The sequence below is a fragment of the Deinococcus sp. JMULE3 genome, assembly GCF_013337115.1.
Classification (GTDB): Bacteria; Deinococcota; Deinococci; order Deinococcales; family Deinococcaceae; genus Deinococcus.
Genome location: NZ_SGWE01000001.1, coordinates 208,913 through 235,853, shown reverse-complemented (window position 1 = coordinate 235,853; position 26,941 = coordinate 208,913). Strand labels below are relative to the sequence as shown.

Sequence of the window (26,941 nt, the reverse complement as noted above, 5' to 3'; positions counted from 1 at the left end):
GCGCGGCGCACCTCCCCAGGGGCCGCGGCAGTCCAGAATTCCCGGTTGTCCGGGCCTTACGTGAGGTGACGCGCGTCCCTCACCGCCCAGGCGCTCAGCAGCGCGCACAGCAGCGCCGCCACCACCGCCCCCAGCAGGTACGCCGGGTCCGGCGCGAGTCCGGTCTCCCGCGCGAGGACCTGCGTGACCAGCGCGCCGGTCCACACCAGCAGCGCCCCGCCCAGCAGCCCCACGTTGATCAGGTACCCGCTGAGCAGCAGCGCCCCGCCCAGCAGGACATGCCCGGCAAGCAGCTCCGGGGCCAGAGCCGGACCGCCCAGCGCCGGGGACAGCAGTGCCACGAGCGCGTACGTGCCGCCCAGTCCGGCGGTGAACAGCGCCACGCGCCCCGCCAGCAGCCGCGCGCCCCGGCGGCGGATCACGCCGACCGGCTCGCTGCTGCGCGCGCAGACCGCCAGCCCCCGGTGAAGGCCGCGCAGCGTGAACTCCAGTGCGCCCATGCCCAGCACCAGCGGCGCGACACTCCAGGACAGGCCCATCATGCCGCTCAGGTCCGCGCCGCCCGGCTCCCACGGGTTGAGGAGCCGCGCCGCCAGGAACGCCGCGCACAGCCAGCCGTACAGCGCGTACAGCAGCGCCCGCCCCGCGTGACTCGCGGCCGGGATGGCCGGGCGGCCCGCGCGCACCACCGCCTGCGCGGCGGCCAGCAGCGGCCCCCCCACCGCGAGCAGCAGCGTCAGCCACTGCGGGGCGAGCAGCAGCCCGCTCAGGTGCCCGAGGATCAGGGCCGCGACCGGCAGGGCCGTCAGCAGCAGCGCCGCCTCCTGCCCCAGCACCAGCAGCGTCGTGGCGCTCGCCAGGTACGCGCCCATCGCCAGCGCCACCCCGGCCGTCGGCAGGGGCGGCAGGCCCAGTGTCCAGGCCACCCCGGCTGCCAGCGCCGCCGTGAGGACTGTGGCCTGCACGCCCAGCGCCGCCAGCGTCCGCGCGGCGGGGGCCGGGCCGCGCACGAGCGCCTGGTACCCGCGGTACGCGACGCCCTGCATCCAGCCCCAGCCGAACAGCGTCGCGGTCAGCAGTCCGGCGGTCGTGACCTGCGCGGCGCCCGCGCCGGACGTCAGTGGCAGCGCGAACGGCGTCCACAGCGCGGGCATCAGGTAGATCACGCCGCGCGTCAGGTCGCGTTCCAGCGGCACCGGGCGCGGCAGGGTCGTGGCGGTCACGTCGGGCGGCCGGAACGGCACGCGGCGGTACAGCAGCTGCGCGCACTCGAACACGTCCGGCGTGCCGAAACGCGCCTGCACCAGCTGGTCGGTGTAGCCCTCGGCTTCCAGGATCGCGGCGAGTTCCAGCGGCTGCACCGCGCCCTGGCAGGCGCCCTCCAGGCGGCGCGAGAGCTGACCCAGCGGGTCCGGCGCGCGGCGGTCGCGGCCCGTCCAGGGGACCGGCAGCGCGGGGGCGCGCGCGGCGTGCGGGGTGCGGCGCAGCGTGGCGCTCACGCGATCCCCCGCGCCGCCACCTGCGGGTACAGGCCCCGGTACACGTCCAGGAAGGACTCCAGCGTGAACTGCGACAGCACCCGCTGCCGCGCGGCGCGGCCCAGTCGGTCGCGCAGGGGCGCGCTGGACAGCAGGTCCAGGCAGGCGCGCGCCACCGCGTGCGGATCGCGCGACGGCACGACCAGCCCGGCCTCCCCGACGGCCTCGCTGACGCCGCCCACGTCGGTGGACACGGTCGCGCGTCCGGTCGCCATCGCCTCGATCAGGGTGTACGGGAAGCCCTCGCTGATGCTGGTCAGGGCGACCATGTGCCCGGCGTGGTAGGCGTCCACGACCGCCGGGACGTGACCCTCGAAGGTGGCGTTGCCCTGCACCCCGACCTCGTGGATCAGGGCGTGGCAGGCGCGGGCGTAGTCCTCGTTCCCACGCGGGACCGACCCGAACATCCGCAGCTGCGCGCCGGGCAGCCCCTCACGCACCAGTGCGAACGCCCGGATCAGGGTCTCGAGGTCCTTCAGGGGGTCGATGCGGCCCACCCAGCTGATCGTGGGCCGCTCGGGTTCCGCCGCGCTGGGCGGGAACGACGCCGGGTTCACGCCGTTGTACACCGCCATGATCCGCGCCGGGTCGGCCCCCTCGCGGACCTCCCAGCGTTCGTTGTACCGCGATCCCGGCGTGATCAGGTCCGCCATGCGGTACGCCGCGCGGGTCAGGCTGCCGTAGAAGCGCAGCAGGAACGACTTGAACGCCGGGCTGTGCCCCGTGAAGCGCAGTTCCAGGTAGCGTTCCCGCAGGTAGATGCCGTGCTCGGTCAGCACGAACGGCGTGCCGTGCGCCCACTTCGCCGTGAAGGCCAGCAGGGTCGCCAGGCCGTTGCCGGTCGCGTGCGTCAGGTCCGCTGCCGGGGGCCGCACGCTCAGGGGCCGCAGGAAGCGTGAGAGCCACAGGGTCGCCTGCACCGCGTCGGCCAGGGTGGGCTGCAGCAGCAGGTCGCCCGCTGGGCGGTCCTGACTGCGGGCCGGCTGCGCGGCGCGGCTCCACAGGTCGTACAGCTGCTCGGCGCGGCCCCGCCCGGTCAGCAGCGCTTCCAGGTCAGCGCGCTGCGCGTAGGTGTGCAGTCGGCGCAGGCCGCCCAGCATGATCTCGGGGTCGCTGCCGGGCGTGAACAGCGCGTACAGCAGTTGCGCGACCCCCCCCAGCGCCTCGGCGCGGTCCGCCGGGAGGCCCACCCGGCCGCGCCGCGCGGGGCCCTGCGGGCTCCACAGCGGCACGCTCTCCAGACGCTGCACGTTGCCGGGCAGGCCGCAGGGCGCCGGTTCGCGCTGCGCGGTCAGGGCGTAGACCTGGAAGCGGTGTTCGGGCAGGCCGCGGATCAGCTGGTCGCACCAGACGCTCACTCCCCCGCTGGCGTACGGGTACGTACCTTCACAGAGCAGCGCGATGTGCATGGGGCCTCCGGGAGCAGGGCGGGTGGGGCATAGGGTCCTCCGCACGGCCGGCTGGGACTCGGGGGGCGGCCGTGAACGGGTGCAACTGATGGGCGCATGGTATTTATGAGCAGCTTGCAGGAACGTTAATCTGCAGCCCGCGCCGCTACAGGAGCGTTAATGCCGACTTCACCCTGGCCGGGTCTGCAGCGTGCCGGAGTGCCTCTGGCGGCCCGCGCCGCCCATGCAACGTCGCCGCGTCACCCCCCACATTCGGGGGCGAGCAGGGGTCTGCTACCATGAAACATGAGCGAAAAATTGAATCTGGTCACCACCGATTTCAATACGCGTGCGCTCGAGATCGCCACCGACCTGTCCAGCATCGGCAGCCTCGACCACGGCGGACGCAGCGGCGAGGACTGGACCCGCGCCCGCGCCCGGTACATCCGTGAACTGTACGAGATCCTGACCACACCCGCCGAGTCGCCCCGCGAACCGTAAAGCAGCCCCGGCCCATGCACACCTGTTCCCGCGCAGTCCAGCACCGCCCGTCCTGACCTCGCGCGTCCTGACACCTGGCGCTTCCCCCCCTCACGCGCCCCCCGGAGGGAGAAGACATGCCCCGTGACCTGACCCTGCACGTTCTCGGCCACACGTACCTCAGCCGCGAAGGCCGGCCCGTCCCGGTGTCCGCCAAGGGCGCGGCACTGATCGCGTACCTCACGCTGGAACGCCGACCCTTTCACCGCGAGCACCTCGCGGAACTGCTGTGGCAGTCCGGGGACGCGCTGCGCAACCTGCGGGTCGAACTCAACCGCCTGCGCCACCTGCTGCCCGACCTGATTCCCGAACGGCAGCCCATGCTGGAACTCACGCTGCCGTGCGACCTGGACCGCTGGACCGAACGCGCCGCCGACCTCCACCCCGACGAGGTCGGCGAGTGGCTGTCCCTGGGCACCGGCGTTCCCCTGAGCGGCCTGGAGGACCTGGGCAGCCCGGAGTTGCGCGCCTGGGTGGACAGTCAGCGTTGGCGGATCACGCAGGTCGTCGAGACGCAGCTGAGCAGCGCCCACGCCCGCCTGCACCGCGCCGGGCAGCACGACGCCGCCGACCTGATCGCCGCGCGGGTCGAGCAGCTGGGCTGGGCGCTGCGCACCGAGCAACCCCAGGGCGCCGAGCTGAGCTTCACCGGCCCGGACCTGCACCGCCCGCTGCTGGCCGCGCTGCGCGCCGCGCGCGGTTGCCCGCAGGTGGCGCTGCTCAGTGGCCGCAGCGCCCAGACCCGCCGCGAGGTCGTCAGTGGCCTCGCGCAGGGGCAGTGGCAGAGTCTGCACGTCGAGTGCCCCCCCGATCCGGACCTGCTGCTGGCCGCGCTGCTGCACCAGCTGGGCGCGCTGCTGCCCGACTCGGAAGCCCGGCTGGACCTTCTGCGCGCCCCACACGCCACCCGGCACAACACCGTGCGGCTGTGGACGCTGCTGACCGGCATCACCCAGCCGCTGATCATCGTCCTGAACGACGTCACCGACCCCGCCCTGATCCTCCCGCACCTGCAGGTGGCCCTGAACCTGCCCGTGGACCTGCTGCTGGTGCTGTGCCCGGCCCACGACGCCGCCCGGCGCGACCTGCGCGCCGCCCTGAGCGGCACCGACCAGTCCCGCGTGCACGCCCTGCACCTGCCGCCCCTGGGCAGCACCGAGATCATGGACGCCCTGGCCGGACGGCAGTCCACCTGGACCGAGGAACGCCGCTCCGCGTACGCCGCGCGGGTCGCGATGGACAGCGACGGCTGGGAACCCCTGGCGCGCAGCCTGCTGGCCGACCACACCGACCTGGGCAGTTCCCGCCCGGCGCTGCTCAGCGAGGCCCGTGACGTGCTGCTGCGCGACCTGAACTGGGTGCCGGTCGCGCTGCGTGACGCACTGGCCCGCCTGGCCGTCGCGCACGCCCCGATCAGCCCGTCGGTCGCAGGGGCGCTGCTGGACGACGCGCCGGGCTTCCTGGCGCACGCCGAGCACCTGGGCCTGCTGCGCCCCTGCGACCCGGTCGAGACGGTGCACCTGCCACAGCTGCACTACCGCCCGGCAGACCGCAACGACACCCTGTGCTTCGCCAGCGAACCGCTGCGCGTGGCGTTGGCCGCGACCCTGAGTCGCGCCGCGCGCCAGGAGATCCGCCAGCAGCTGGCCCGGACGACCGCCGACCCGCGCCTCGCCGCGCACTACCTGCGCCTGTCCGGCCAGGACGCGCCGGTCCCCGCCGCGCCCGGCACCACCCTGCGGGGCGTCCCGGCGCCGCCCAGCGACCCGCCTCCCACCATGCCCAGCGGCCCGCGCGTGGAGTGCCGGACCGGCAGCGGGTACCGCGTGATCCTCGAGGGCGGCGCGCTGCAGGTGCTGCGGCACGGTCTGTACGGACGGCCCGTGACGCTGCGCCTGCCCTGGGGGCCACTGCCGCCCGGTGCGTGGCAGCTGAGCGTGCGGGTGGACGCCCTGCGCGGCGGCCCTGAACTCGGCCAGCCGTGCTACGCGCTGGGTTTCCAGGTGGGAGGCAGCGCCCTGCTGCTGGGGACCACACCCACCCTGGACGTCCCGGTGGGGCCGCGCGCGGCGTACTACGTTGCGCCGCAGGGCCGCTGGGTGACGCTCCGCGGCGAGAGTCCGGGCGGTCCGGCCGAGCTGCAGGTGCAGGCCATGGACGTCGCGGTGACGGTCGCCCATCTGCGGGTGGGGACGGCGACGCTGCTGCAGTCGGGTGCCCGCGCCTGACCGGCCTGTCCCTGCCGCTGGCTTCAGTGATCCTGTCGGTGGTCGTCCAGCAGGGCCAGTCCGCCGCGGCGGACGCTGATGAGCAGGTCACCGGCCCCGGCGGCCGTGAGTTTGGCGCGCAGGTGGCAGACGTGGACGTTCAGGGCGTTGCGGCAGGTGCCGCCGGGCCACAGCTGCCGCTCCAGTTGCGCCCTGGCGTGCAGCTGTCCGGGTTCACGCAGGAGCGTGGCGGCGATGCTCAGTTCGGTGGGTGAGAGGTGCAGGTCGCGCCCGTCGAAGCTGAGGCGGAGCTGCTGGCGGTCCAGGCAGAAGCGTCCGATGCGCAGCGGGGCGCTGCGGCCGTGGCGGCGCAGGTGCGCCTGGACCCGCGCGAGCAGTTCGCGCGGGTCGTAGGGTTTCATCACGAAGTCGTTGGCGCCCAGGGACAGCTGGTGGACGCGTTCCTGCAGGGCGTCGGTGGCGGTCAGGACGACGATGGGCGCGTCGGTCAGCTGCCGCAGGCGCCGCGTGACCTCCGCGCCGGGCAGGTCGGGCAGCCCCAGGTCCAGCAGGATCAGGTCCGGGGGGTGCTGCGCGGTGTACGTGAGGCCCTGTTGACCGCTGGATTCGGCGTGGACGTGGAAGCCTTCGAGGCTCAGTTCATCGCACAGCACGCGCCGCACGTCGCGGTCGTCCTCGATCAGCAGCAGGTGCGGGCGCTGCAGGGGTTCGGTGCTGTGGGTGGTCTGGGTCATGTGAGGGCTCCGGCGCCTGGGGCGCTGCCTTCACGGTGTCACGCGGTACGGCCGGGGTGGATGGGGTCAGGGGAGGGGGGCGTTGAGCAGACCTGATGGAAGTCTTGACTTTCGGCCGGAGGGGACCGCAGCAGGGAACAGGGAACGGCGCCGGACGGTCGGCGCTTGGACTGACCAGGCGCATGGTCCGGTGTACGAGCACGGGAGAAATTCGCAGTACTGTGCAATCTGTTCAAAATTCGAGTTGCAGAATGCACGATTCGCTGCGCCATCTGCTGGATGACCGGCGCAGATGTGCGGGGTGTTTAAAAATTCATCGACTTCATGCAGCCTTCGTCGGCTGGGCGAGGTGTCGGGATGCGTTGGGGCGGGCAAGTTCAGCGTACACCCACGCTGCAGGATTGCCTACAATGAATAAAAATACATATCTGGATGCATGCTGCGGATTCAAGGTTGGGCTAGTCGGATTGGACAGTGTGTAAAAAAGTCGCTCTGAGTGCTGTCTGGTGTGCTGTGTCTCGGGGGTCTGGCTGCGGCGCTATGTCTAATAAAAATTCTTGCAAAGCTTGACGTTATGCATCGGGGTGGCTTAAGCTCAGCTTCACCTCGGTTAAATCGACTCCAGAGAGGGTGCGAACCGACCCCGCTTCCCCACGCCCCGCCGCGAAGAGAGGTCAGTCATGGAAGACGCCCACCCACCGCAGCCCACGTTCCAGGAACTCCTGCCCCCCATGACCGCGCACGAGGCCAGCGTCGAGGCCAACCGCTGCCTGTACTGCTACGACGCGCCGTGCCTGCAGGCCTGCCCCACCCATATCGACATCCCCACGTTCATCCGCAAGATCGCCACCGGGAACCTGCGCGGCTCGGCCCGGACCATCCTGGAGAGCAACTTCCTGGGCGGCACCTGCGCCCGCGTCTGCCCCGTGCAGGAACTCTGCGAGGGTGCCTGCGTGCTCGGTCCGGACCACACGCCCATCCAGATCGGCCGCCTGCAACGCCACGCCGTCGACCACGTGCAGGAACGCGGCATAGCGCTGTTCACGCCTGCCCCCGCCACCGGGCACCGCGTCGCCGTGATCGGCAGTGGCCCCGCCGGGATCAGCGCCAGCGCCGAACTCGCCAAGGCCGGGCATGAGGTCACGCTGTACGAGAAACGCGACCTGGGCGGCGGCCTGAGCACCTACGGCATCATCGTGCTGCGCGAACCGGTCGAGGTGGCGCTGCGCGAGGTGCAGGCGGCCCGCGACCTCGGCGTGAACGTCGTCACCGGGCACGAACTGACCACCCGCGCGGGCCTGGACGACCTGCTGACCACCAACGACGCCGTGATCCTCGCGCTGGGCCTGGGCGCCGTGCCCGCCATCGGCATTCCCGGCGAGGAACACATCCTCGATGGGTTGCAGGTCATCGAGGCCAGCAAGATGGAGCAGCCCACCGGCGTCGGCACGCGCGCCGTGATCATCGGTGCGGGGAACACCGCCGTGGACGCCGCCACCATCGCCCGCCGCTCTGGCGCCGATACCCTGATGGTCTACCGCCGCACCGAACGCGAGATGACCGCCTACCACCACGAGTACCTCTTCGCGCTGTCCGAGGGCATCACCTTCAGCTTCCTGACCCAGCCCGTGGAGGTGCTGCACGAAGGCGGGCAGGTGACGGGCCTGCGCTGCGTCCGCATGGGCCTCGGCGCACCCGACGCCTCGGGCCGCGCCCGCCCAGAACCCATCCCCGGCAGCGACTTCGTGATTCCCTGCGACACCGTCATCAGCGCCATCGGGCAGGAGAAACCCGCGCTGGCCGCCGCGCTCGGCCTGGACCTGGACGGCGGGTACATCCGCGTGGACGACACCCTCCAGACCAGCCTCCCGCGCGTGTACGCCGCCGGGGACTGCGTCCGCGCCCGCGGGAACGCCAGCACCGTCATGGCCGTGCAGGACGGCAAGATCGCCGCCGCCAGCATCGAACGCGCCCTGGGCCGCACGCCGCACGTCACCCTGAAACCCACCCCGCCCGCCGAGGTGCGCGAGCACCCGCTGTACCTCGAAGCACACGGCCCCGTCCCCACCGGCCCCAACCAGACCGCCCCGGCCCACGCGCCCGTCACGGAGGCCCAGCATGGCTGACCTGAGCATCGACTTCGCGGGCATCCGCTCGCCCAACCCCTTCTGGCTCGCCTCGGCGCCCCCCACCAACAGCGGCGCGCAGATCCACCGCGCCTTCGAGTACGGCTGGGGCGGCGCCGTCTGGAAAACCATCGGCGCGCCCGTCCTGAACATCAGCAACCGCTACGGCAGCCTCACCCTGGGCGGGCGGCGCATGCTCGCCATCAACAACGTCGAACTCATCAGCGACCGCCCCCTGGACGTCAACCTCCGTGAGATCGCCGAGATCAAACGCCTCTGGCCCGACCGGGCCGTCATCGTGTCCGCCATGGTCGACGCCGACCCGCAGGCCTGGAAGGACATCGTCATGATGATCGAGGACACCGGCGCCGACGGCATCGAACTCAACTACGGCTGCCCGCAGGGCATGAGCGAACGCGGCATGGGCGCCGCCGTCGGCCAGGTGCCCGAGATGTGCCAGCTGAACACCCACTGGGTCACCAGCGTCACCCGGCTGCCCGTCATCGTGAAACTCACGCCGAACATCACCCACATCGTCGACCCCGCCCACGCCGCCCTGGCCGGAGGCGCGCACGCCCTCTCGCTCATCAACACCATCAACTCCGTCACCCGCGTCGACCTCGACACCCTGCTCGTTTCTCCCAGCATCGGCGGACGCGGCACGCACGGCGGCTACGCGGGGCCCGCCGTGAAACCCATCGCGCTGAACATGCTGACCGAACTCATGACCGATGAAGGCGTGCTGCGCAGCGGCGTGCCCATCAGCGGCATGGGCGGCATCGCCACCTGGCGCGACGCCGCCGAATTCCTCCTCCTCGGCGCCACCTCGTTGCAGGTCTGCACGGCCGCCATGCAGCACGGCTACCGCATCATCGAGGACCTCACCGACGGCCTCAGCAACTGGATGGACGACCACGGCTTCAAGACCATCGCCGACGTGACCGGCAAATCCCTGCCGCAGATGAGCACCTTCGGCGGCCTGGACCTGTCGCACCAGTCCGTCGCCCGCATCGACCAGAACAAATGCATCGGCTGCGACCTCTGCTACGCCGCCTGCAACGACACCGCCCACCAGTGCATCGACCTCGTCAGCCCCGACGGCGTCACCGTCGACCCCGGCTACGACATGAGAACCAACGGCCGACAGGTCGCCGACACCCGCCCCCGACCCGTCGTCCGCGAAAGCGACTGCGTCGGCTGCGCCCTGTGCGCCAACGTCTGCCCCGTCGACGGCTGCATCACCATGGTCACCGTCCCCAGCGGCAGAGAGAGCATCACCTGGGACGAACTGACCGCCCAGCGCCCCGAGATCGCGCAGAGCTGGGCCGCCATGCAGGCCTACCGCGAAGAAGTCGGCATCGAGATCCACTGAGGCGGACTCCGGTCGAGCGCCGTCCATACCACCACCCATTGAGAGGTTGCACGCATGACCCTACTGATTCAACACGGCGAGATTGTCACGGACGGGAAGCGTTTCAGGGCGGACGTGCTCGTGAAAGGGGAGACCATCACCCAGATCGGCGAGAACCTCGCGGTGCCCGAGGGCGCCACCGTGATCGACGCGAGCGGGAAGTTCGTGTTCCCCGGCTTCATCGACCCGCACGTGCATATCCACCTGCCGTTCATGGGCACGTTCGCGAAGGACACGCACGCGACCGGGTCGCAGGCGGCGCTGATCGGCGGGACGACCACGTTCATCGAGATGCTCGCCCCGGCGGGCAGTGAGGACCTGATGGACGGCTGGCGCACCTGGACGGGCATGGCGGAAGGGAACAGCGCGTGCGACTACACCTTCCATATCGGCGTGACCCGCTGGGACGACCGGACCGAGGCGACCCTGCGAGAGCTGGTGGGCCAGGGCATGCGGTCCTTCAAGGTGTTCCTGGCGTACCGGGGCGCGTTCGGGATCGACGACGCGGCGCTGTACCGGGTGTGCCGTCTGGCGGCGGAACTGGGCGTGGTCGTCACCGCGCACTGCGAGAACGCCGATCTGGTCGCGGAATTGCAGCAGAAACTGATCGCGGAGGGCAAGACCGGCCCGGAGTGGCATGAGCCGAGCCGTCCGGAGAGCGTGGAGGCCGAGGGCACCGCGCACTTCGCGACGTTCGTGGAGATGACGGGCGCGCACGGGTACGTGGTGCACCTGAGCAACGCCCGCGCGCTGGAGGCGGCGCTGGATGCCCGCTCACGCGGCGTGAACCTGGACGTGGAGGTCGTGATTCCGCACCTGACGCTCGACAGGACATACGCCGAGCGGCCCGGCGTGGAGGGTGCCAAGTACGTCATGTCGCCCCCCCTGCGCGAAAAGGGCAACCAGCCGAAACTCTGGGCGGCACTGGAACGCGGGGATATCGCCACGGTCGCCACCGACCACTGCCCCTTCGACGTCGAGCAGAAACGCATGGGCGACGGGAACTTTACCCTCATCCCGAACGGCATTCCGGCCATCGAGGACCGCGTGAACGTCCTGTACACGCAGGGCGTCAGCCGGGGCAACCTGAGTGTCGAGCGTTTCGTGGACGCCGCCAGCACCCGCGCCGCGCAGATCTTCGGCCTGTACCCCCGCAAGGGCACCGTCAGCGTGGGCAGTGACGCGGACCTCGTGATCTACGACCCCGCGTACCGCGGCACCATCAGCGCGCAGACCAGTCACATGAACAACGACTACAGCGGCTTCGAGGGCTGGGAGATCGACGGGCGGCCCGAGGTCGTCACCGTGCGAGGTGAGGTGGCCGTGCAGGGGGGCGCGTTCGTGGGCGACCCGGCGCGCGGGCAACTGCTCAGGCGGTAAGTGGGAAGTCGGAAGTGGTGATTGGGTTCAGGCCTGTGCCTGCCCGGAGTTTCAAGGAGGAGACGTGACGTACACCAGCCCCAGCCCGCAGGCCAGCCCGGCACAGACCAGTCCGCCCCCGAACGAGCCGCCCATCGTGTCCATCCGCGACCTGCAGAAGGTCTTCCCGGTGCCCGGCGGGGAGACGGTCGCGCTGAAGGACGCCAACCTCAGCATCCAGAAAGGGGAGTTCATCAGCCTGATCGGCCCGAGCGGCTGCGGGAAGACCACCCTGCTGCGCCTGATGGCCGACCTGGAACAACCGACCGGCGGGGAACTGCTCATCGCGGGCCGCCCCGCCGACGAGGCCCGCCGGGAGCGGCAGTACGGGTACGTGTTCCAGGCGCCCGCCCTGATGGAATGGCGCACGGTGCTGAAGAACGTGCTGCTGCCGCTGGAAGTCATGAACGTGCCCGGCGACCGGGTCGCACGTGCGCGCGAGATGCTGAAACTGGTCGGCCTGGAAAAGTTCGAACGGAACTACCCCTGGCAGCTGTCCGGCGGGATGCAGCAGCGCGTGAGTATCGCCCGCGCGCTGGCGTTCGACCCGCCGCTGCTGTTCATGGACGAACCGTTCGGCGCGCTGGACGAGATCACCCGCGAGCACCTGAACCTCGAACTGCTGCGCCTGTGGCGCGAGACCGGCAAGACCGTCATCTTCGTGACGCACTCCATCCCGGAAGCGGTGTTCCTCAGCACGCGCGTGGTCGTCATGACCGCTCGCCCCGGCCGCATCGAGGGTGTCGTGGACATCGACCTGCCCCACCCCCGCAGCGACGACACCCGCGAGGACCCGCGCTTCTTCACGCTCGCCACCGAGATCCGCGAACTGCTGAAGAAGGGGCACTCGTGATGCGGGGTTGTGGGGTGTGGGCAGTGGGGTGTGGGGAAGCGGACTGTTCCACTGACCGCTCACCACTGCCCACTCACAGAGGAACGCCATGACCACCCTGCGTCCCTCCCGCATGGCCGGACTCGGGCCGATGCTGATCGTGGCGCTGATCGCGGCGGCGCTGTACTGGCCGTTGATGCTCGCTGCGAACGTCGGACCGGCGGGGCGGACGCTGGCGAGCGGCGCGGAACTGGACTGCAAGACCGCGCTGGCCTGCGCGTCGCAGCTGCGCAACCCGGTGGTGCCCGCCCCGGCGCAGCTCGCGCAGGGCTTCGTGCGCCTCAGCACGCCGGTCACGTCGCCGCTGGCCCTGCCGTACAACGTGGGCGTCACCGCCGGAGAGACGCTGCTGGGGCTGCTGCTCGCCACCGTGACCGGGATCGGGCTGGCGCTGCTGCTGGTCGCCAGTCGCGCGTTCGAGCGGGCCACGCTGCCTTGGTTGGTTGCCTCGCAGACGGTCCCCGTGGTGGCGATCGCGCCGATGCTGGCGGTGCTGCTTGGGCAGTACGGCGTGCAGGGTTTCCTGCCCAAGGCGATCATCGCGGCGTACATCGCGTTCTTCCCGGTCGCGGTCGGCATGAGCCGCGGCCTGCGCAGCGCCGATCCGTTGCACCTGGACCTGATGCGCACGTACCACGCGTCCTCCGCGCAGACGTACCGGCTGCTGCGCTTCCCGGCCAGCCTCCCGCACCTGTTCACGGCGCTGAAGGTGGCGGTCACGTCCGCGCTGGTGGGCAGCATCGTCGCGGAGATCAGCACCATCTCGTTCTCCGGGCTGGGCAAGATGCTCGCCGAGAACTCACGCGCCAGCGACACCGTCGCCCTGTGGGTGATCATGGGCTACGGCGCCGTGCTGGGCGTGACGCTGGTCGCCCTGGTGAACGCGCTGGAGAGGTGGGTGACGCCATGGAGCAGACGATGACGCCCGCCCGCACGATCACCACCCGGCCCGGCGCGGCTCTGCTGACCGCCGCCGCACTGCTGATCGGCGTGGGAGGGCTCCTGCTGGCCGCCATGACCCTCCCCACCCCCGGCGAGGGCACCCCCCCGAACGCGCGGGCGTGGCTGGCGGGCATCCTCGCCCTGCTGGCCGTGGGGGCCGTGGGCGTGCGCGGCGTGGCGCAGGGCGAGTCCCGCGCCGCCCGCACGCTGCCCGCCGCGTTCACGCTGATCCTGGCCGTGCTGGGCACCGAGGCGCTGCTGCGCGCCTACGCCGTCCCCGCCGGCCTGATTCCCACGCCGGGCCGCGTCCTGAGTGCCCTGTGGACCGCGCGCACCGTCCTGCTGCAGGACACGTACACCACCTTCGTGCTGGAGGCGCTGCTGGGCTTCGTGGCAGGCACCGTCCTGGGGCTGGCGCTGGCGCTGCTGGTCGTGCGCTTCCGCTTCCTGGAACGCGGGCTGCTGCCGTACGCCGCGCTGTTCTCCTCGATTCCCATCGTGGCGCTGGCACCCGTCATCGTGAAGGCCGTCGGCCTGGACTGGCCCAGCAAGACGGTCGTCGTGGCCGTCACCGTCCTGTTCCCCGTCGTGGTGGGCGCCGTGCGCGGCCTCCAGAGCGTCTCGCGGCTGCACCTCGACCTGATGCACACCTACGCCGCCACGCCCGCGCAGACCTTCCGGGACGTCCGCGTGCCCGGCGCGCTGCCGTTCGTGTTCGGCGCCCTGAAAGTCGCCAGCACCCTGGCCCTGATCTCCGCCATCGTCGCCGAGTTCTTCGGCACGAACGGGCACGGCCTGGGCTTCCGCATCCAGATCGAGGTGGGCCGCTTCGGGCTGGACATCGTCTGGGCGGCCATCGTCCTCGCCAGTATCGCCGGTATTGCCTTCTTCGCGCTCGTCAGCGCCGCCGAGACGCGGCTGCTGCCCCGCCGCTCCTGACCCCCCCCGTTTCACCCGAACACGCTCCCCACTCCCCGGAGGTTCCCATGAAACGCAGCACCCTGATCCTGGCCACCCTGCTCCTCGCCGCCGCCAGCCCCGCTTCCGCGCAGAAGCTCGTGCCCGTCAAAGTGCAGCTCAAGTGGTTCCCGCAGGCGCAGTTCGCGGGCTTCTTCGTCGCGCAGGCCAAGGGCTACTACAGGGCCGAAGGGCTGGATGTGCAGTTCCTCCCCACCGGCGACCAGAGCCCCATCCAGACCGTCGCCACCGGCACCGCCGACTTCGGCACCACCTGGATCACCGACCTCCTGACCGCCCGCCAGCAGGGCATCCCGGTCGTGCACATCGCGCAGCTGTTCCAGAAGAGCGGCTACACCCTCGTGTCCCTGAAAAGCAGCGGCATCAAGACCCCGGCCGATTTCAAGGGTAAACGCGTGGGCGTGTGGCCCAGCGGCAACGAGTACCCCGCCGTGGCCCTCCTGAAGAAGTACGGCCTGACCACCAGCCTCGACAGCAGTGTCAGCAACCCCAGCGTGCAGGCCGTCACGTACCCCTTCGACCCCAGCATCGTCTTCCCCGACAAGGTCGATCTGGTGTCCGCCATGACCTACAACGAGGTCGACCAGATCGTCGGGCTGGGCTACCCCCTGGATAAACTCCAGATCTTCAACGCCAGCGACTACGGCATCAACCTCCTCGAGGACCTCATGTTCACCACCGAACGCACCCTGGCGAACAGGAACTTCAAGGGCAGCGGCCAGAGCGGCGAGGACATCGCCGCCAAGCTCGTGCGCGCCACCCTGAAAGGCTGGAACTACGCCGTGAAGAACCAGAAGGAAGCCGTGCAGACCGTCCTCGTGAACTGCGGCAACACCTGCAAGGGCAGCGGCACGCGCTCCAGCGCCGCCAGCCACCAGACGTGGCAGATGACCGAGGTCGCCAAGCTGTACAACGCCGGCCCCACCCTCAAGGGCCGCGCCGGGTACCTCGACCCCGCCACGTACAAGGCCAACGTCACGCTGCTCAAGAGCCTCGGCATCCTCAAAGCTGATCCGGCCCCGGCCGCCGTCACGTACAAGGTCTGGGAAAAAGCCACCGGGAAGAAGTAGATGGTTGATGGTTGAAAGTCGATAAGTCACTGCCGGGTGATGATGCAATCATCACCCCGAGCGGACTCGCAGAGCTGCGCAGCAGGGCGAGAAGCCCAGAGCTCCTAGAGGGTGGTTTTCCTTTCACCATCGACTTTCAACCCTCAACCGTCTCCGAAGGAGACTCATGCTTGATCCACAACGAACCATCGATGAACTGAAGGCCCTGCGTGAATTGACGGGCGATGAGCACGGGGCGCAGCGGGTGGCGTTCACGGACACCTGGGTCGCCGCCCGCGCGTTCCTGAAGGAGCGGCTGGACGCGCTGCCCGTCACGCAGCACCAGGACGCCGCCGGGAACTGGTGGGCCACCCTGCCCGGCGAGAGCGACCGCGCCCTGCTGATCGGCGGGCACCTCGACAGCGTCCCGAACGGCGGATGGCTCGACGGGTGCCTGAACGTCCTGGCGGGCCTGGAAGTCCTGCGCCGCGTCAATGAGCAGTACGCCGGGCGACCACCGGTCACGCTGAAACTCGTGGACTGGGCCGACGAGGAGGGCGCCCGCTTCGGCCGCAGCCTGTACGGGTCCAGTGCTGCCGGGGGCAAACTCGACGTGACCGAGATGCGCCGACTGAAAGACCGCGACGGCGTGAGCCTCGAAGACGCCCTGAGCCGCGTCGGCATCACCCTCGCGGACGCCCCGGACGCCCGCGCGGAACTGCAAGGTGCCGCCGCGTACCTCGAACTGCACATCGAACAGGGCCCCGTCCTCGAACACCTCGACCTGCCCCTCGGCGCGGTCCTCGGCACGGTCGGCGTCGAACGGCACACCATCACCTTCCACGGGCAGGCCGCGCACAGCGGCAGCACCCCCATGAACGTCCGCAAGGACGCCTTCCTCGCCGCCGGACGCTTCGGGCAGGCCATCTACGACATCGCCGCGCGGCACGGGGGCGTGTGCACCATCGGCAGCGTGAAGACCCTGCCCGGCATCGTCACCAGCGTCGTCGAGACCTGCGAACTCACCCTCGACCAGCGCCACCTCGACGCAGGCAAACTGGCCGCCATGTGGCAGGACGCGCAGGACGCCGCCACGCAGTTCGCGCAGGATGCAGGCTGCACCGTCACCTTCGGGTATCTCTGGAACATCGAACCCATCCCCTTCCATCCCATGCTCATCGACGCCGCCGAGGCCAGCATCCTGACCGTCACGCCTGCCGCGCACCGCCTCCCCAGCGGCCCACTCCACGACGCCGCCGAGGTCGCCCGCGCGGGCGTTCCCACCGTCATGCTGTTCGTGCAGTCCCTGCGCGGCATCAGCCACAACAGGATCGAAGACACCCGCGAGGACCACCTCGCCCTAAGCGTGCAGGTGCTCGATGAACTCACCACGCGCACGATGGACTGGATCGCCAAAGGCATCTGACAGCTCATCCGCAATGGCGCACACTGAAGTCACCATGGCCCCTGTTCGACTGGAGGATCCGATGTTGCCGACGCTGGCGGAACTGTTGACGCTTCCGGCGTTCGCGGGCGCGGAGGTCGTGAGCGGGCACGCGCACCTGACGCAGCCCGTCACGTGGGTGCACGTGTCGGAGGTCGCGGACGCCGCGCGCTTCCTGACAGGCGGGGAACTGCTCCTCTCGACCGGGTCGCTGCTGGCCCGCATGACCGACGGCGAGCTGGAGGGCTTCGTGGCGTCGCTGGCGCAGCGGGGCGCGCACGGGCTGGCGCTGGAACTCGTGCAGGTGTTCCGTGACGTGCCGCCCGCGCTGCTGGGCGCGTCGCGCCTGCACGGGCTGCCGCTGATCGTGTTCCGCTCCGAGGTGAGTTTCGCGGCGCTGACCCGCGCGGCGCACGCCCGCATCCTGAACCACGGCGGCCCGGCGCTGGACCCGAGCCTCGCGCCGCTGCTCGACGCGCTGGCCGAGACCGGGCGCAGCGTGGCGTTCCTGCGCGCGCAACTGGGGCCGCTATTGAACCTGCCCGCCCGGCCCCGCTCGACGCTGCTGGGCACGCTGGACGCCCTGCTGAGCACGAACTTCAACATGGCCGAGACGGCCCGGCGCCTGGGTGTGCGCCGCCAGACGGTGTACTACCGCCTGGAGCAGTTGCGCGCCATGCTGCCCGACCTGGACGAACCCCGGCGGCAGCTGGGCCTGCATCTGGCGCTGGAACTGACGCGCAGCGAGGCGGGCGAGGCCCTCAGCGCCGCCGAACGGACGTAGGCACACGACTGGACAGACTGTCTCTTGCCGCTCCAGCACGCAAAAAACTACACTTCGGTTAACATTCGGTTTCTGCTTTTCTCTCTGAAGTCTGCACCCTGCACACTGCTGGGTTCGCCCTGTCATTTTTGGAGGTTCCGCCCATGCCCGACCCGCACCCCGACACGCACGACATCATCCAGGCGAACCGCGACCACACCCTGTTCTCGTGGAGCGTGCAGACCCAGACGAACCCCATCCACATGACCGGCGGGAAGGGCAGCCACTTCTTCGACGGGGATGGCAACACGTGGCTGGACTTTTCCAGCCAGCTGATCAACATCAACGTCGGGCATCAGCACCCGGCGGTGCTGGACGCCATCAAGGCGCAGGTGGACACCATGTGCTTCGCCGGGCCGAGCTTCGCCACGGACGTCCGCGCGCAGCTGGGCCAGAAACTGCGCGAGGTGACGGGCCTGGGCAAGAGCTTCTTCACGCTGGGCGGCAGCGAGGCGAACGAGAACGCCATGAAGATCGCCCGCCTGTACACCGGCCGGGACAAGATCATCACCCGCTACCGCTCCTATCACGGGGCGACGATGGGCAGCATGACCGCCAGCGGCGACCCCCGGCGCTGGCCGGTCGAGCCCGGCGTGCCCGGCATCGTGCGCGCCTTCGACCCGTACTGTTACCGCTGCCCGTTCGGGAAGACGCCGGACAGCTGCGGACGCGAGTGCGTGAGCCACATCGAGGAGATCATCCAGATGGAAGGGCCGCACACCATCGCCGCGATCATGGTCGAGGGCATCACCGGCAGCAACGGCCTGCTCGTCCCCCCGGACGACTACTACCCCAAACTGCGCGCCCTGTGTGACAGGTACGGCATCCTCCTGATCGACGACGAGGTCATGAGCGGCTTCGGCCGCACCGGCACGTGGCTCGCCACGCAGCACTACGGCATCAAGCCCGACATCGTCACCTGCGCCAAGGGCCTGACGAGCGGGTACATGCCGCTGGGCGCGGTGGTCGTCAGCGACGCCATCGCCGAGTACTTCGAGACTCACTTCCTGGCGGGCGGCCTGACGTACAGCGGGCACCCCGTCTCGCTGGCCGCCGCCGTCGCCAACCTGAAGGTCTACGAGGACGAGGGCCTCTTCGAGCACACCCGTGAACTGGGCGAGTACCTCGGCCAGCGCCTGGAGGCCATGAAGGCCAAGTACGCCTGCGTGGGCGACGTGCGCTACAAGGGCCTGTTCAGCGTCCTGGAACTCGTGCGGGACAAGGCCACCAAGGAACCGCTGGCCCCGTTCAACGGCACCTCGCCCGAGATGGGCCGCCTCGCCGCGCACCTGAAAAGCAGGCACGTGTACGCGTACAGCCGCTTCAACTTCCTGTGGGTCTGCCCGCCCCTCGTCGTCACCCGCGAGGAACTCGACGAAGGCCTCGCCGCCTACGAGGAAGCCCTCGCGCTGGTCGATCAGATGATCGGCTCGCCCGTCGCCGCCGACTGACGCTCTCCCTCCCCGCCTTCCCCTCCACAGGAGTTCCCATGACTGACACGATGACCAAGCCCGCTCCCATCAACCACTGGCTGGGGGGCAAGTTGACGCCCGGCACGTCGGGCCGCAGCGCGAAGGTGTTCAACCCGGCAACCGGGGAGGTGCAGGGCCTCGTGGACCTCGCCAGTGCCCAGGAGATCGACGCGGCCGTTCAGGCGGCCACGGCAGCCGCGCGGTCGTGGCGTACGGTGCCGCTGAGCCGCCGGGCGGAGATCATGTTCCGCTTCCGGGCGCTGCTGGACGCCCGCCGCGATGATCTGGCGCGCATCCTGACCCGTGAGCACGGGAAGGTGCACGCGGACGCGCTGGGTGAGATCGCGCGCGGCATCGAGAACGTGGATTTTGCGTGCGGCATTCCCAACCTGCTCAAGGGTGGGTATTCCGAGGGCGCGAGTACCGGCGTGGACGTGTACTCCATCCAGCAGCCGCTGGGCGTGGTGGCGGGTATCACGCCGTTCAACTTCCCGGCGATGGTGCCGCTGTGGATGATCGCGAACGCGCTGGCGTGCGGGAACGTGTTCATCCTGAAACCCAGCGAGAAGGACCCGTCGGCCAGCCTGTTCATCGCGGAGCTGCTGCAGCAGGCGGGCCTGCCGGACGGCGTGTTCACGGTCATTCACGGTGACAAGGAGGCGGTGGACGCGCTGCTGGAGCACCCGGACATCGCGGCGGTCAGTTTCGTGGGAAGTACGCCGATCGCGCGGTACATCTACCAGAAAGGCACGGAGCACGGCAAGCGCGTGCAGGCGCTGGGCGGCGCGAAGAACCACATGCTGGTCCTGCCGGACGCGGACGTGAACATGGCCGCCGACGCCGCCGTCAGTGCCGCGTACGGTTCGGCCGGGGAGCGCTGCATGGCGATCAGCGTGGTCCTGGCGGTGGGGGACGTGGGGGACGGGCTGGTGGACGCCATCGCGTCGCGCCTGCCTGCGCTGAAGGTCGGTCCCGGCAGTGACGCCGCGAACGAGATGGGCCCGCTGATCAGCCGCGAGCACCGCGACCGGGTCGCCGGGTACATCGGCAGCGCTGCCGATCAGGGCGCGACCGTCGTGGTGGACGGCCGGGCGCAGACCTTCGACGGGAACGGCTTCTTCCTGGGCGTGTCGCTGCTCGACCACGTCACGCCGGACATGGACGCCTACCGCGACGAGATCTTCGGGCCGGTCCTGTGCGTCGTGCGGGTGCCCACCTACGAGGCGGGCCTGAAACTCATCAACGACAACGAGTTCGGGAACGGCACCGCGATCTTCACGCGCGACGGCGGCGCCGCGCGGCAGTTCCAGTTCGACTGTCAGGTGGGCATGGTGGGCATCAACGTGCCGATTCCCGTCCCGGTCGCGTACTACTCGTTCGGCGGGTGGAAGGCCAGCCTGTTCGGGGACACGCACATGTACGGCCCGGACGGCATCAAGTTCTACACGCGTACCAAGGTCATCACGTCCCGCTGGCCCGACCCGGCGACCAGCCGCGTGGACCTGGGCTTCCCCCAGAACCGCTGACCCGACCGACCGACCGAATCCCCTGTACCCATTGACCGGGTGGGGCGGGCCGCGCGAGCATGACCCTCCATGCCGCGTTTGCCCGCCCCGCCCGTGAACCTGCCCGTGACCCTGGACCGCGCGGCGGGCGGGCTGGCGCGGCAACTGGCGGGGCAGCTGCGCGGCGCGGTCCGCGCGGGGGTGCTCGCGCCGGGGCAGCGGATGCCGTCCACGCGGGCGCTGGCGGGCGCGCTGGACGTCGGGCGGGGCGTGGTGTTCGAGGCCTTTGACGCGCTGCTCGCCGAGGGGTACCTGGTGGGCCGCGACCGGTCCGGGACGTTCGTCGCCTCGGACCTGCCGCCCGAGCCGGGCGGGGTGACGGCCGCGCCGGTCGCGGCGGCCCGCTGGTTGCGCCGCGACGTCCCGGCGGCGCTGGTCGAGCCTCCCACCCCGCCGGGCACGCTGGCGTTCCGGGTGGGGCAGACGGACACGTCGTTCCTGAACTCGCAGGCGTGGCGGCGGGTGTGGCGCGCGGCGGCGCTGGACGACCTGCCGGACGACTACGCGGACCCGGCGGGGGACCCGCTGCTGCGCGCGGAGGTCGCCGCGTACCTGCGCCGCGCGCGGGGGCTGGTGTGCGGCCCGCAGGACGTGCTGATCACGTCGGGCGCCGTGCAGGGCCTGGACCTGATCGCGCAGGCGGTCCTGACGCCGGGGGACGCCGCAGCGCTGGAGGATCCGGGGTACCGGCTGGCGCGGCAGATCTTCACGGAGCGGGGCGCGCGGCTGCTGCCCGTCCCGGTGGATGAGGACGGCCTGCTCGTCTCGGCGCTGCCGCTCGGGGCGGACGCGCCGCTGCTGGCGTACACGACGCCCAGCCACCAGTTTCCGCTGGGCGTGCGGTTGTCCCTGCCGCGCCGCCTGGCGCTGCTGGACTGGGCGGCGCAGGCGGACGCGCTGATCCTGGAGGACGATTACGACAGCGAGTTCCGCTACGGGGCGGCGCCGCTGCCTGCGCTGGCGTCGCTGGACCGCTCGGGGCGGGTGGCGTACCTGGGGACGTTCAGCAAGGTGCTCAGTCCGTCGGTGCGCGTGGGGTACGTGGTGGCGCCCGCCGCGCTGCGTGCGCGGCTGCTGGCACTGAAGACCCGCGCGGACGCGCACACGTCCTGGCCGGTGCAGCGGGCGCTGGCGTACCTGATCGCGGGCGGGCATCTGGAGGCGCACATCCGGCGGATGCGGCGTGAGTACGCGCTGCGCCGCGCGGCGCTGGGCGAGGTGCTGGCGCCGCTGGCTCCGCGCGTGCGCCTGCTGGGGCTGGAGGCCGGGCTGCACGCGTTCCTGGAGCTGGATGCGTGTCTGGACGTGCCGGGGGTGGTCGCGGCGTGCGCGGCGCGGGGGGTGCTGGTCACGCCGGTCGGGGAGCTGTACGCGGGCCACGCGGACCGCTGCGGGCTGCTGCTGGGGTTCGGGGGGCTGGGTGTGGCGGGGGTGCGGCGCGCGGGGGGGGTGCTGGCGGCTGTGCTGGAAGCTGCCAGTCGTGGATGAAGCGCGCATGAATGAATCCCCAAGGCGGTCCGGAAGCTGAACGGACGCGTCTGGCACGCCGGATGGCCGGAGTGTGCCCAGAATGACGCATGCGCTGACTCTCGGGTCATTACCATGAGGTATGTCGCTTTCTCAGGTTGCCTCTGCCCGGTCGGGTCCGGCGGGTGGACTGAACCTGCTGATCGTGGAGGATTCCCCCGAGGACGCTTGGCATTACCAGCAGTTGCTGTCCCGCGTGGACAGCGGCATCCGTTGCCATCACGTCCAGGTGGGTGACCTGGGCGCGCGGATGCTGCGGGAACTGCAACCCGACTGCGTGCTGCTGGACTTCCACCTGCCCGACATGACCGGTCAGGAGTTCCTGGAGCAGTTCCGGCCGCAGGTGCCGGTGCTGGTGATCACCGGTTCGGCCGAGCATTCCGAGGCGGCCGGGGTGCTCGCCGCCGGCGCGCAGCGGCTGCTGCACAAGGCCGACCTGAGTCCGGAGTTCCTGCACGCGCATGTCACCGAGAGCGTGCGCGAGTTCGCGCTGCGCCGCGAGCTGCAACTGGAACGCCAGCGGATGCAGGCCATCATCGAGAGTGCCGGGCACGGCATGCTGTTCATCCGCGCCGAGTGGGGACGCTGGCTGGTCGAGTCCCTGAACCCGGCTGCCACCCGCCTGCTGGGCGCGTCGGTCGGCCCGCTGGACGTCGGCGGGGACCTGCCGGACCTGCTGGAGCGCACCATGCAGCTGGGCGCGGCGCAGCGGCTGACGGTACGCCACGCCGGGCGGGTCCTGGACCTGGAATGCGCGCCCGGTGCGGACGGGTTCACGCTGACCGTGCGCGACGTCACCGGCGAGCAGCGCCGCGCGCACCTGGAACAGGCGCGGCACGAGGTCCTGCAGCGCTTCGTGGAGGCCCGGCCCCTCCCGGATGTGCTGCGCGGCGTGCAGGACCTGATCGCTGCGGCGCTGCCCGGCGTGACCGGGCGCGTGCTGGCCGGGCAGATGCTGCTGACCTGGCCGCACCTGTCGGCGCTGGGCGTCAGTACCGCCACGTACCCGCACGTGACGGGGCGCGGCGCCCGCGCGACGTTCGTGCCGGGGCCATCCGGGAGTAGCGGGGCTGGCTGCTGGGCGCTGCCGGTCGTCGCGTCCGACGAGGAACAGGAACTGCTCGGCGCGGTGCTCGTGGACTGCCCCGGACCTGACGAGACCATTCCGGCGCAGCTGGAGGACGTCCTGAGCCTGCTGACCCTGCTGCTGATGCAATCGCGCGACCAGGCGCGCCTGCAGCGGCAGGCGTGGCAGGACGCCCTGACGGGCCTGCCCAACCGCTCGGTGTTCATGGAGCAGCTGCGCCGGGAACTGAGTGCCGCCGAGCGCAGCGGGTCGCCTCTGGCCGTGGGCGTGCTGGACCTGGACGGCTTCAAACGCGTGAACGACACCTACGGGCACGCGGGGGGGGACGAACTGCTCGTGGAGGTGGCGCGGCGGTTGCGGCAGACCTTCCGGACGTCGGACCTCGTGGCGCGTGTGGGCGGCGACGAGTTCACGCTGCTGCTGCCTGACTGGACCGACCCCGACGGGCTGGAACGGGACCTGCGCCGCCGCCTGCGCCTGCTGACCGAGCGGCCCTTCCGGGTGGGCGCCGAGGAGGTCATGGTCCGCTGCAGTCTGGGCGTGGCGCTGGCGCCCACACAGGCGCGGACGGTGGATGACCTGCTGAAACTCGCCGACCGCGCGATGTACCTTGCCAAGCGGGCAGGGGGCGGCGTGCGGCTCAGTGTGGACAGTGGGGCGCAGGCGTGAGCGCACGGACGGCAGCGCCGCGCGGCGTTCACACCGGGGTACTGTCAGACGCCCGAGACAGCCGGGGGGGAATGATCGGCATATGAGTGACCTGGACGATGCGCGCGCGGGGGGGCTACGCCTCCTGATTGTTGACGACAGTCCGGAAGACGCCGAGACACTCACGCGCCTGCTGCGGCGCGCGCTGGGGAGCGTGACGGTCCGCTGGGCGCAGCTGGGCGAGGACGCCCTGGACCTGCTGCGCGCCGATCCCCCGGACTGCCTGCTGCTGGACCACAACCTGCCCGACATGAACGGGCTGGAGGTACTGGCGCACATCTCCGGGATGTGCGCCGTGGTCTTCATGACGGGCCTGGGCGACGAGGATCTGGTCGTGCGGGCGATGCACGCCGGGGCGCAGGACTACCTCGTCAAGGGGCGCCTGGAGGCCGGAGCGCTCGCCCGTGACGTGACCCGCGCCGTCGAGACGTTCCGGCTGCAGCGGGAGCTCACGGCGTCCCGCGAGCAGATGACGGCCATCCTGGGCAGCGTGGACGACGCCGTGCTGGCCCTGAGCCCGGATTGCGCGCTGCTGTACGTGAACGGCGCCGCGCACGAACAGCTGGGCCTGACCGTGGGGCAGGCCATGCCCGGCTGGCTGTGCCTGACCCCGCTGCACCCGGCGGTCACGGCCGTGCTGGGCGGCGCCGGGCGTCAGGAGGTGGAATTCACGGACGGAGTGCGTTGGTTCGATGCGCGGGTGCATCCCAGTCCGGAGGGCGTGACGGTCGTCCTGCGCGACGTGACCCGGCAGCGTCAGGAAAGCGAGCGGTTGCGGTTGCTGGAGAAGGTGGCCGTCACGGCCCGCGAGGCCGTGCTGATCGCTGAGGCGAACCCCACGCTGCACCCTGGCCCGAAGGTCGTGTACGTGAACGGAACGTTCACCCGCATGACTGGCTACGCGCCCGAGGAGATCATCGGCCGCACCCCACGCATCCTGCAGGGCCCGAAGTCCGACCGTCGCGTGCTGGACCGTGTCCGTGACCGGCTCAGCCGCTGGAAGGCAGTGGACGAAACCGTCCTGAACTACACGAAGTCCGGCACGCCGTTCTGGGTGAACCTGAGCATCGTGCCCGTCGCGGACGAGACCGGCTGGTACACCCACTGGGTCAGCGTGCAGCGTGACGTGACCGGACAGGTCCGCCGGACGCTGCTGGACGAGGCCCGCAGCGCCGTGCTGGAATTCAGCGCGACCGGCCGCGCCCTGGAGGACAGCCTGGACGTGATCTGTACCCTCCTCACGTCCACGCTGCCCGGGTACGGCGCGGCCGTGTGGGTCCGCAGTGACCAGACCCTGCAGCTGCGCGCCGCCAGCGCCGATCTGCCCGGCGAGCTGCGCGTGGACTACTCCGGCAGCGGGCAGACCGTGCACCTCGATCAGGGGCGCGGCGTGCTGTACCGCGCCGTGCAGGGCGCGCGTGACGTGATCGTTCCCGACCTGCTCGACCCCGGCGTGGACCTGTACGGTGGCATGCGGGAGCTGCTCACCGCGCATGGCGTGCGCAGCCTCTGGACCGTGCCACTGGTCGCCAGTGACGGCACGCGCGTGATCGGCGCGCTATCCCTGATCGGCGACCGGACAGGCACGCCGGACGGCGCCGAGACGGCGCTGCTGCGCGAGGTGGCGGACCTGACCGTCACGCTGCTCGAACGGGTCGACGCGCAGGCGCAGTTGCAGCGGCTCGCGCTGTACGATAGCCTGACCGGGCTGCCCAACCGCGCCTTGTACCTCGAACACCTGCGCCGCGCGCTGGGCGACGCCAGCCGCGCGGGCGAGCAGCTCGCCGTGGGCCTGCTGGACCTCAACCGCTTCAAGCAGGTGAACGACACCCTGGGGCACAGCGCCGGGGACGACCTGCTGCGGCAGGTCGGCGAGCGGCTGCGCGCCGCACTGCGCCCATCCGACGTCCTGGCCCGCATGGGCGGCGACGAGTTCACGCTGATGCTGCCCTTCCGCGACCGGGAGCGCTTCGAGGCCGGGATCGCCCGGCGCCTGCGCGACGCATTCCGGGAGCCGTTCACGGTCGCCGGCCAGGAGGTCTTCGCCTCTGCCAGCCTGGGGCTGTCCCTGGCCCCCCTGCACGGCCTGGACCCCGACACGCTGCTCAGTCAGGCGGACGTCGCCATGTACAGCGCGAAACGCTCGGGCCGACCCATGCAGGTGTTCGACCCGCACGCGCAGCTCGATTCGCAGGTCGTGAGCCTCGAAGCGGACCTGCACCGCGCCCTGCCGCAGGGTGAACTGGAACTGCACTACCAGGGCATCTACCGCGCAGGTGCCCGGGAACCCGTCGCGGCCGAGGCGCTGCTGCGCTGGCGGCACCCGGTGCGGGGCCTCGTCAGTCCCGGCGAGTTCATCGGACTGGCCGAAACCACCGGCCTGATCGTCCCGATCGGCGCGTGGGTGCTGCGCGAGGCCTGCCGTCAGGCCGCCGCGTGGCAGGCGCAGCGCCCCGGCCTGAGCGTCAACGTGAACCTCAGTGCCCGGCAGTTCTGGCAGCCGGACCTGCCCGAACAGGTCAGCGCCGCGCTGCGCCTCAGCGGCCTGAACCCGCAACTCCTCACCCTGGAGATCACCGAGGGCGTCCTGCTGGACGTCCCCGACGCCGCCCAGACCCTGCAGACCCTGCACGGCCTGGGCGTGCGGCTCAGCCTCGACGACTTCGGCACCGGCTACAGCAGCCTCAGTTACCTGCATCGCCTGCCGCTGAACGGCCTGAAAATCGACCGGTCGTTCGTCCGCGACCTCGGGCAGGAGAAAGGCGTCGCGGAAAGCATCGTACGCGCCGTGATGCTGCTCGCGCACGCCCTGAACCTGCACGTCACCACCGAGGGCATCGAGCAGGAAACGCAGGTGGCGTTCATCGAGGCGCTCGGCGGGGACTACCTCCAGGGCTTCCTGCTCGCCCGGCCCCTGACCGCCGCCGAATTCGAACGGCAGGTGCTCGGCCCGCTGCAGGCCGCGTCGGTTGACCCACGCCCGGCCTGACGGCACACCGCCAGGCCGGGTCACGGCGAGATGCATTGCCCGATGCATTGCCCGCGCACCCAGGCCGCCTGCGCGCAGGGC

19 protein-coding genes are annotated in these 26,941 nt (G+C 70.8%); 16 read left to right on the top strand and 3 right to left on the bottom strand.

The annotated features are described in order from the left end of the window. Positions 1–56: 56 nt before the first annotated feature. Both EXW95_RS00925 and pelF read right to left on the bottom strand, forming a co-directional pair. The gene (locus tag EXW95_RS00925) at positions 57–1,499 is read right to left on the bottom strand and encodes a hypothetical protein (RefSeq protein ID WP_174365940.1); all 1,443 of its coding nucleotides are present in this window, start codon (positions 1,497–1,499) and stop codon (positions 57–59) included. Then, positions 1,496–2,947: a GT4 family glycosyltransferase PelF gene (gene pelF, locus EXW95_RS00920; protein ID WP_174365939.1), complete on the bottom strand. Its 1,452-nt coding sequence runs from the start codon at positions 2,945–2,947 to the stop codon at positions 1,496–1,498. Before pelF ends, EXW95_RS00925 begins: the two co-directional genes overlap by 4 nt. A gap of 285 nt (positions 2,948–3,232) precedes the next feature. Here pelF and EXW95_RS00915 point away from each other — a divergent pair, with 285 nt between their 5' ends. Beyond that, the gene (locus tag EXW95_RS00915) at positions 3,233–3,427 is read left to right on the top strand and encodes a hypothetical protein (protein ID WP_174365938.1); all 195 of its coding nucleotides are present in this window, start codon (positions 3,233–3,235) and stop codon (positions 3,425–3,427) included. A gap of 116 nt (positions 3,428–3,543) precedes the next feature. Continuing rightward, on the top strand, positions 3,544–5,694 hold the full coding sequence (locus EXW95_RS00910) for a hypothetical protein (RefSeq protein ID WP_174365937.1): 2,151 nt from the start codon (positions 3,544–3,546) through the stop codon (positions 5,692–5,694). 23 nt (positions 5,695–5,717) lie between these two features. On the opposite strand, the gene EXW95_RS00905 is transcribed toward EXW95_RS00910, so the two are convergent. Further along, positions 5,718–6,428 (bottom strand): response regulator transcription factor, encoded by a 711-nt coding sequence (locus EXW95_RS00905; protein WP_174365936.1) that lies wholly within the window; start codon positions 6,426–6,428, stop codon positions 5,718–5,720. A gap of 680 nt (positions 6,429–7,108) precedes the next feature. Between EXW95_RS00905 and EXW95_RS00900 the strand changes: the two genes are divergently transcribed. The 14 genes from EXW95_RS00900 (at position 7,109) to EXW95_RS00835 (ending at position 26,860) form a co-directional block, all read left to right on the top strand. After that, on the top strand, positions 7,109–8,554 hold the full coding sequence (locus EXW95_RS00900; RefSeq protein ID WP_174365935.1) for an NAD(P)-dependent oxidoreductase: 1,446 nt from the start codon (positions 7,109–7,111) through the stop codon (positions 8,552–8,554). Beyond that, positions 8,547–9,926, top strand: a complete 1,380-nt coding sequence (gene preA / locus EXW95_RS00895; RefSeq protein WP_174365934.1) for an NAD-dependent dihydropyrimidine dehydrogenase subunit PreA — start codon at positions 8,547–8,549, stop codon at positions 9,924–9,926. Before EXW95_RS00900 ends, preA begins: the two co-directional genes overlap by 8 nt. 54 nt (positions 9,927–9,980) lie before the next feature. Then, positions 9,981–11,345 (top strand): dihydropyrimidinase, encoded by a 1,365-nt coding sequence (gene hydA, locus EXW95_RS00890; RefSeq protein ID WP_174365933.1) that lies wholly within the window; start codon positions 9,981–9,983, stop codon positions 11,343–11,345. A gap of 64 nt (positions 11,346–11,409) precedes the next feature. After that, positions 11,410–12,237, top strand: a complete 828-nt coding sequence (locus EXW95_RS00885; RefSeq protein WP_371809857.1) for an ABC transporter ATP-binding protein — start codon at positions 11,410–11,412, stop codon at positions 12,235–12,237. Between the two features lie 88 nt (positions 12,238–12,325). Continuing rightward, a complete protein-coding gene (locus tag EXW95_RS00880) occupies positions 12,326–13,198 on the top strand; it encodes an ABC transporter permease (protein WP_254605375.1) in 873 nt (290 codons plus the stop codon). Then, positions 13,171–14,157, top strand: a complete 987-nt coding sequence (locus tag EXW95_RS00875; RefSeq protein WP_371809856.1) for an ABC transporter permease — start codon at positions 13,171–13,173, stop codon at positions 14,155–14,157. Before EXW95_RS00880 ends, EXW95_RS00875 begins: the two co-directional genes overlap by 28 nt. A 47-nt stretch (positions 14,158–14,204) precedes the next feature. Next, positions 14,205–15,266 (top strand): ABC transporter substrate-binding protein, encoded by a 1,062-nt coding sequence (locus tag EXW95_RS00870; RefSeq protein ID WP_174365932.1) that lies wholly within the window; start codon positions 14,205–14,207, stop codon positions 15,264–15,266. A gap of 166 nt (positions 15,267–15,432) precedes the next feature. Beyond that, a complete protein-coding gene (locus tag EXW95_RS00865) occupies positions 15,433–16,671 on the top strand; it encodes a Zn-dependent hydrolase (RefSeq protein ID WP_174365931.1) in 1,239 nt (412 codons plus the stop codon). Positions 16,672–16,732: 61 nt separating this feature from the next. Continuing rightward, positions 16,733–17,473 (top strand): PucR family transcriptional regulator, encoded by a 741-nt coding sequence (locus tag EXW95_RS00860; protein ID WP_174365930.1) that lies wholly within the window; start codon positions 16,733–16,735, stop codon positions 17,471–17,473. 143 nt (positions 17,474–17,616) lie between these two features. Then, a complete protein-coding gene (locus EXW95_RS00855) occupies positions 17,617–18,963 on the top strand; it encodes an aminotransferase class III-fold pyridoxal phosphate-dependent enzyme (protein ID WP_174365929.1) in 1,347 nt (448 codons plus the stop codon). A gap of 38 nt (positions 18,964–19,001) precedes the next feature. Continuing rightward, complete coding sequence (locus EXW95_RS00850) at positions 19,002–20,510, top strand: CoA-acylating methylmalonate-semialdehyde dehydrogenase (RefSeq protein ID WP_254605373.1); 1,509 nt, start codon at positions 19,002–19,004, stop codon at positions 20,508–20,510. 69 nt (positions 20,511–20,579) lie between these two features. Next, positions 20,580–22,037, top strand: a complete 1,458-nt coding sequence (locus tag EXW95_RS00845) for a PLP-dependent aminotransferase family protein (RefSeq protein ID WP_174365928.1) — start codon at positions 20,580–20,582, stop codon at positions 22,035–22,037. Between the two features lie 121 nt (positions 22,038–22,158). Next, positions 22,159–23,832: a diguanylate cyclase domain-containing protein gene (locus tag EXW95_RS00840; RefSeq protein ID WP_174365927.1), complete on the top strand. Its 1,674-nt coding sequence runs from the start codon at positions 22,159–22,161 to the stop codon at positions 23,830–23,832. A gap of 82 nt (positions 23,833–23,914) precedes the next feature. Continuing rightward, a complete protein-coding gene (locus tag EXW95_RS00835; RefSeq protein WP_174365926.1) occupies positions 23,915–26,860 on the top strand; it encodes an EAL domain-containing protein in 2,946 nt (981 codons plus the stop codon). Positions 26,861–26,941: the final 81 nt, after the last annotated feature.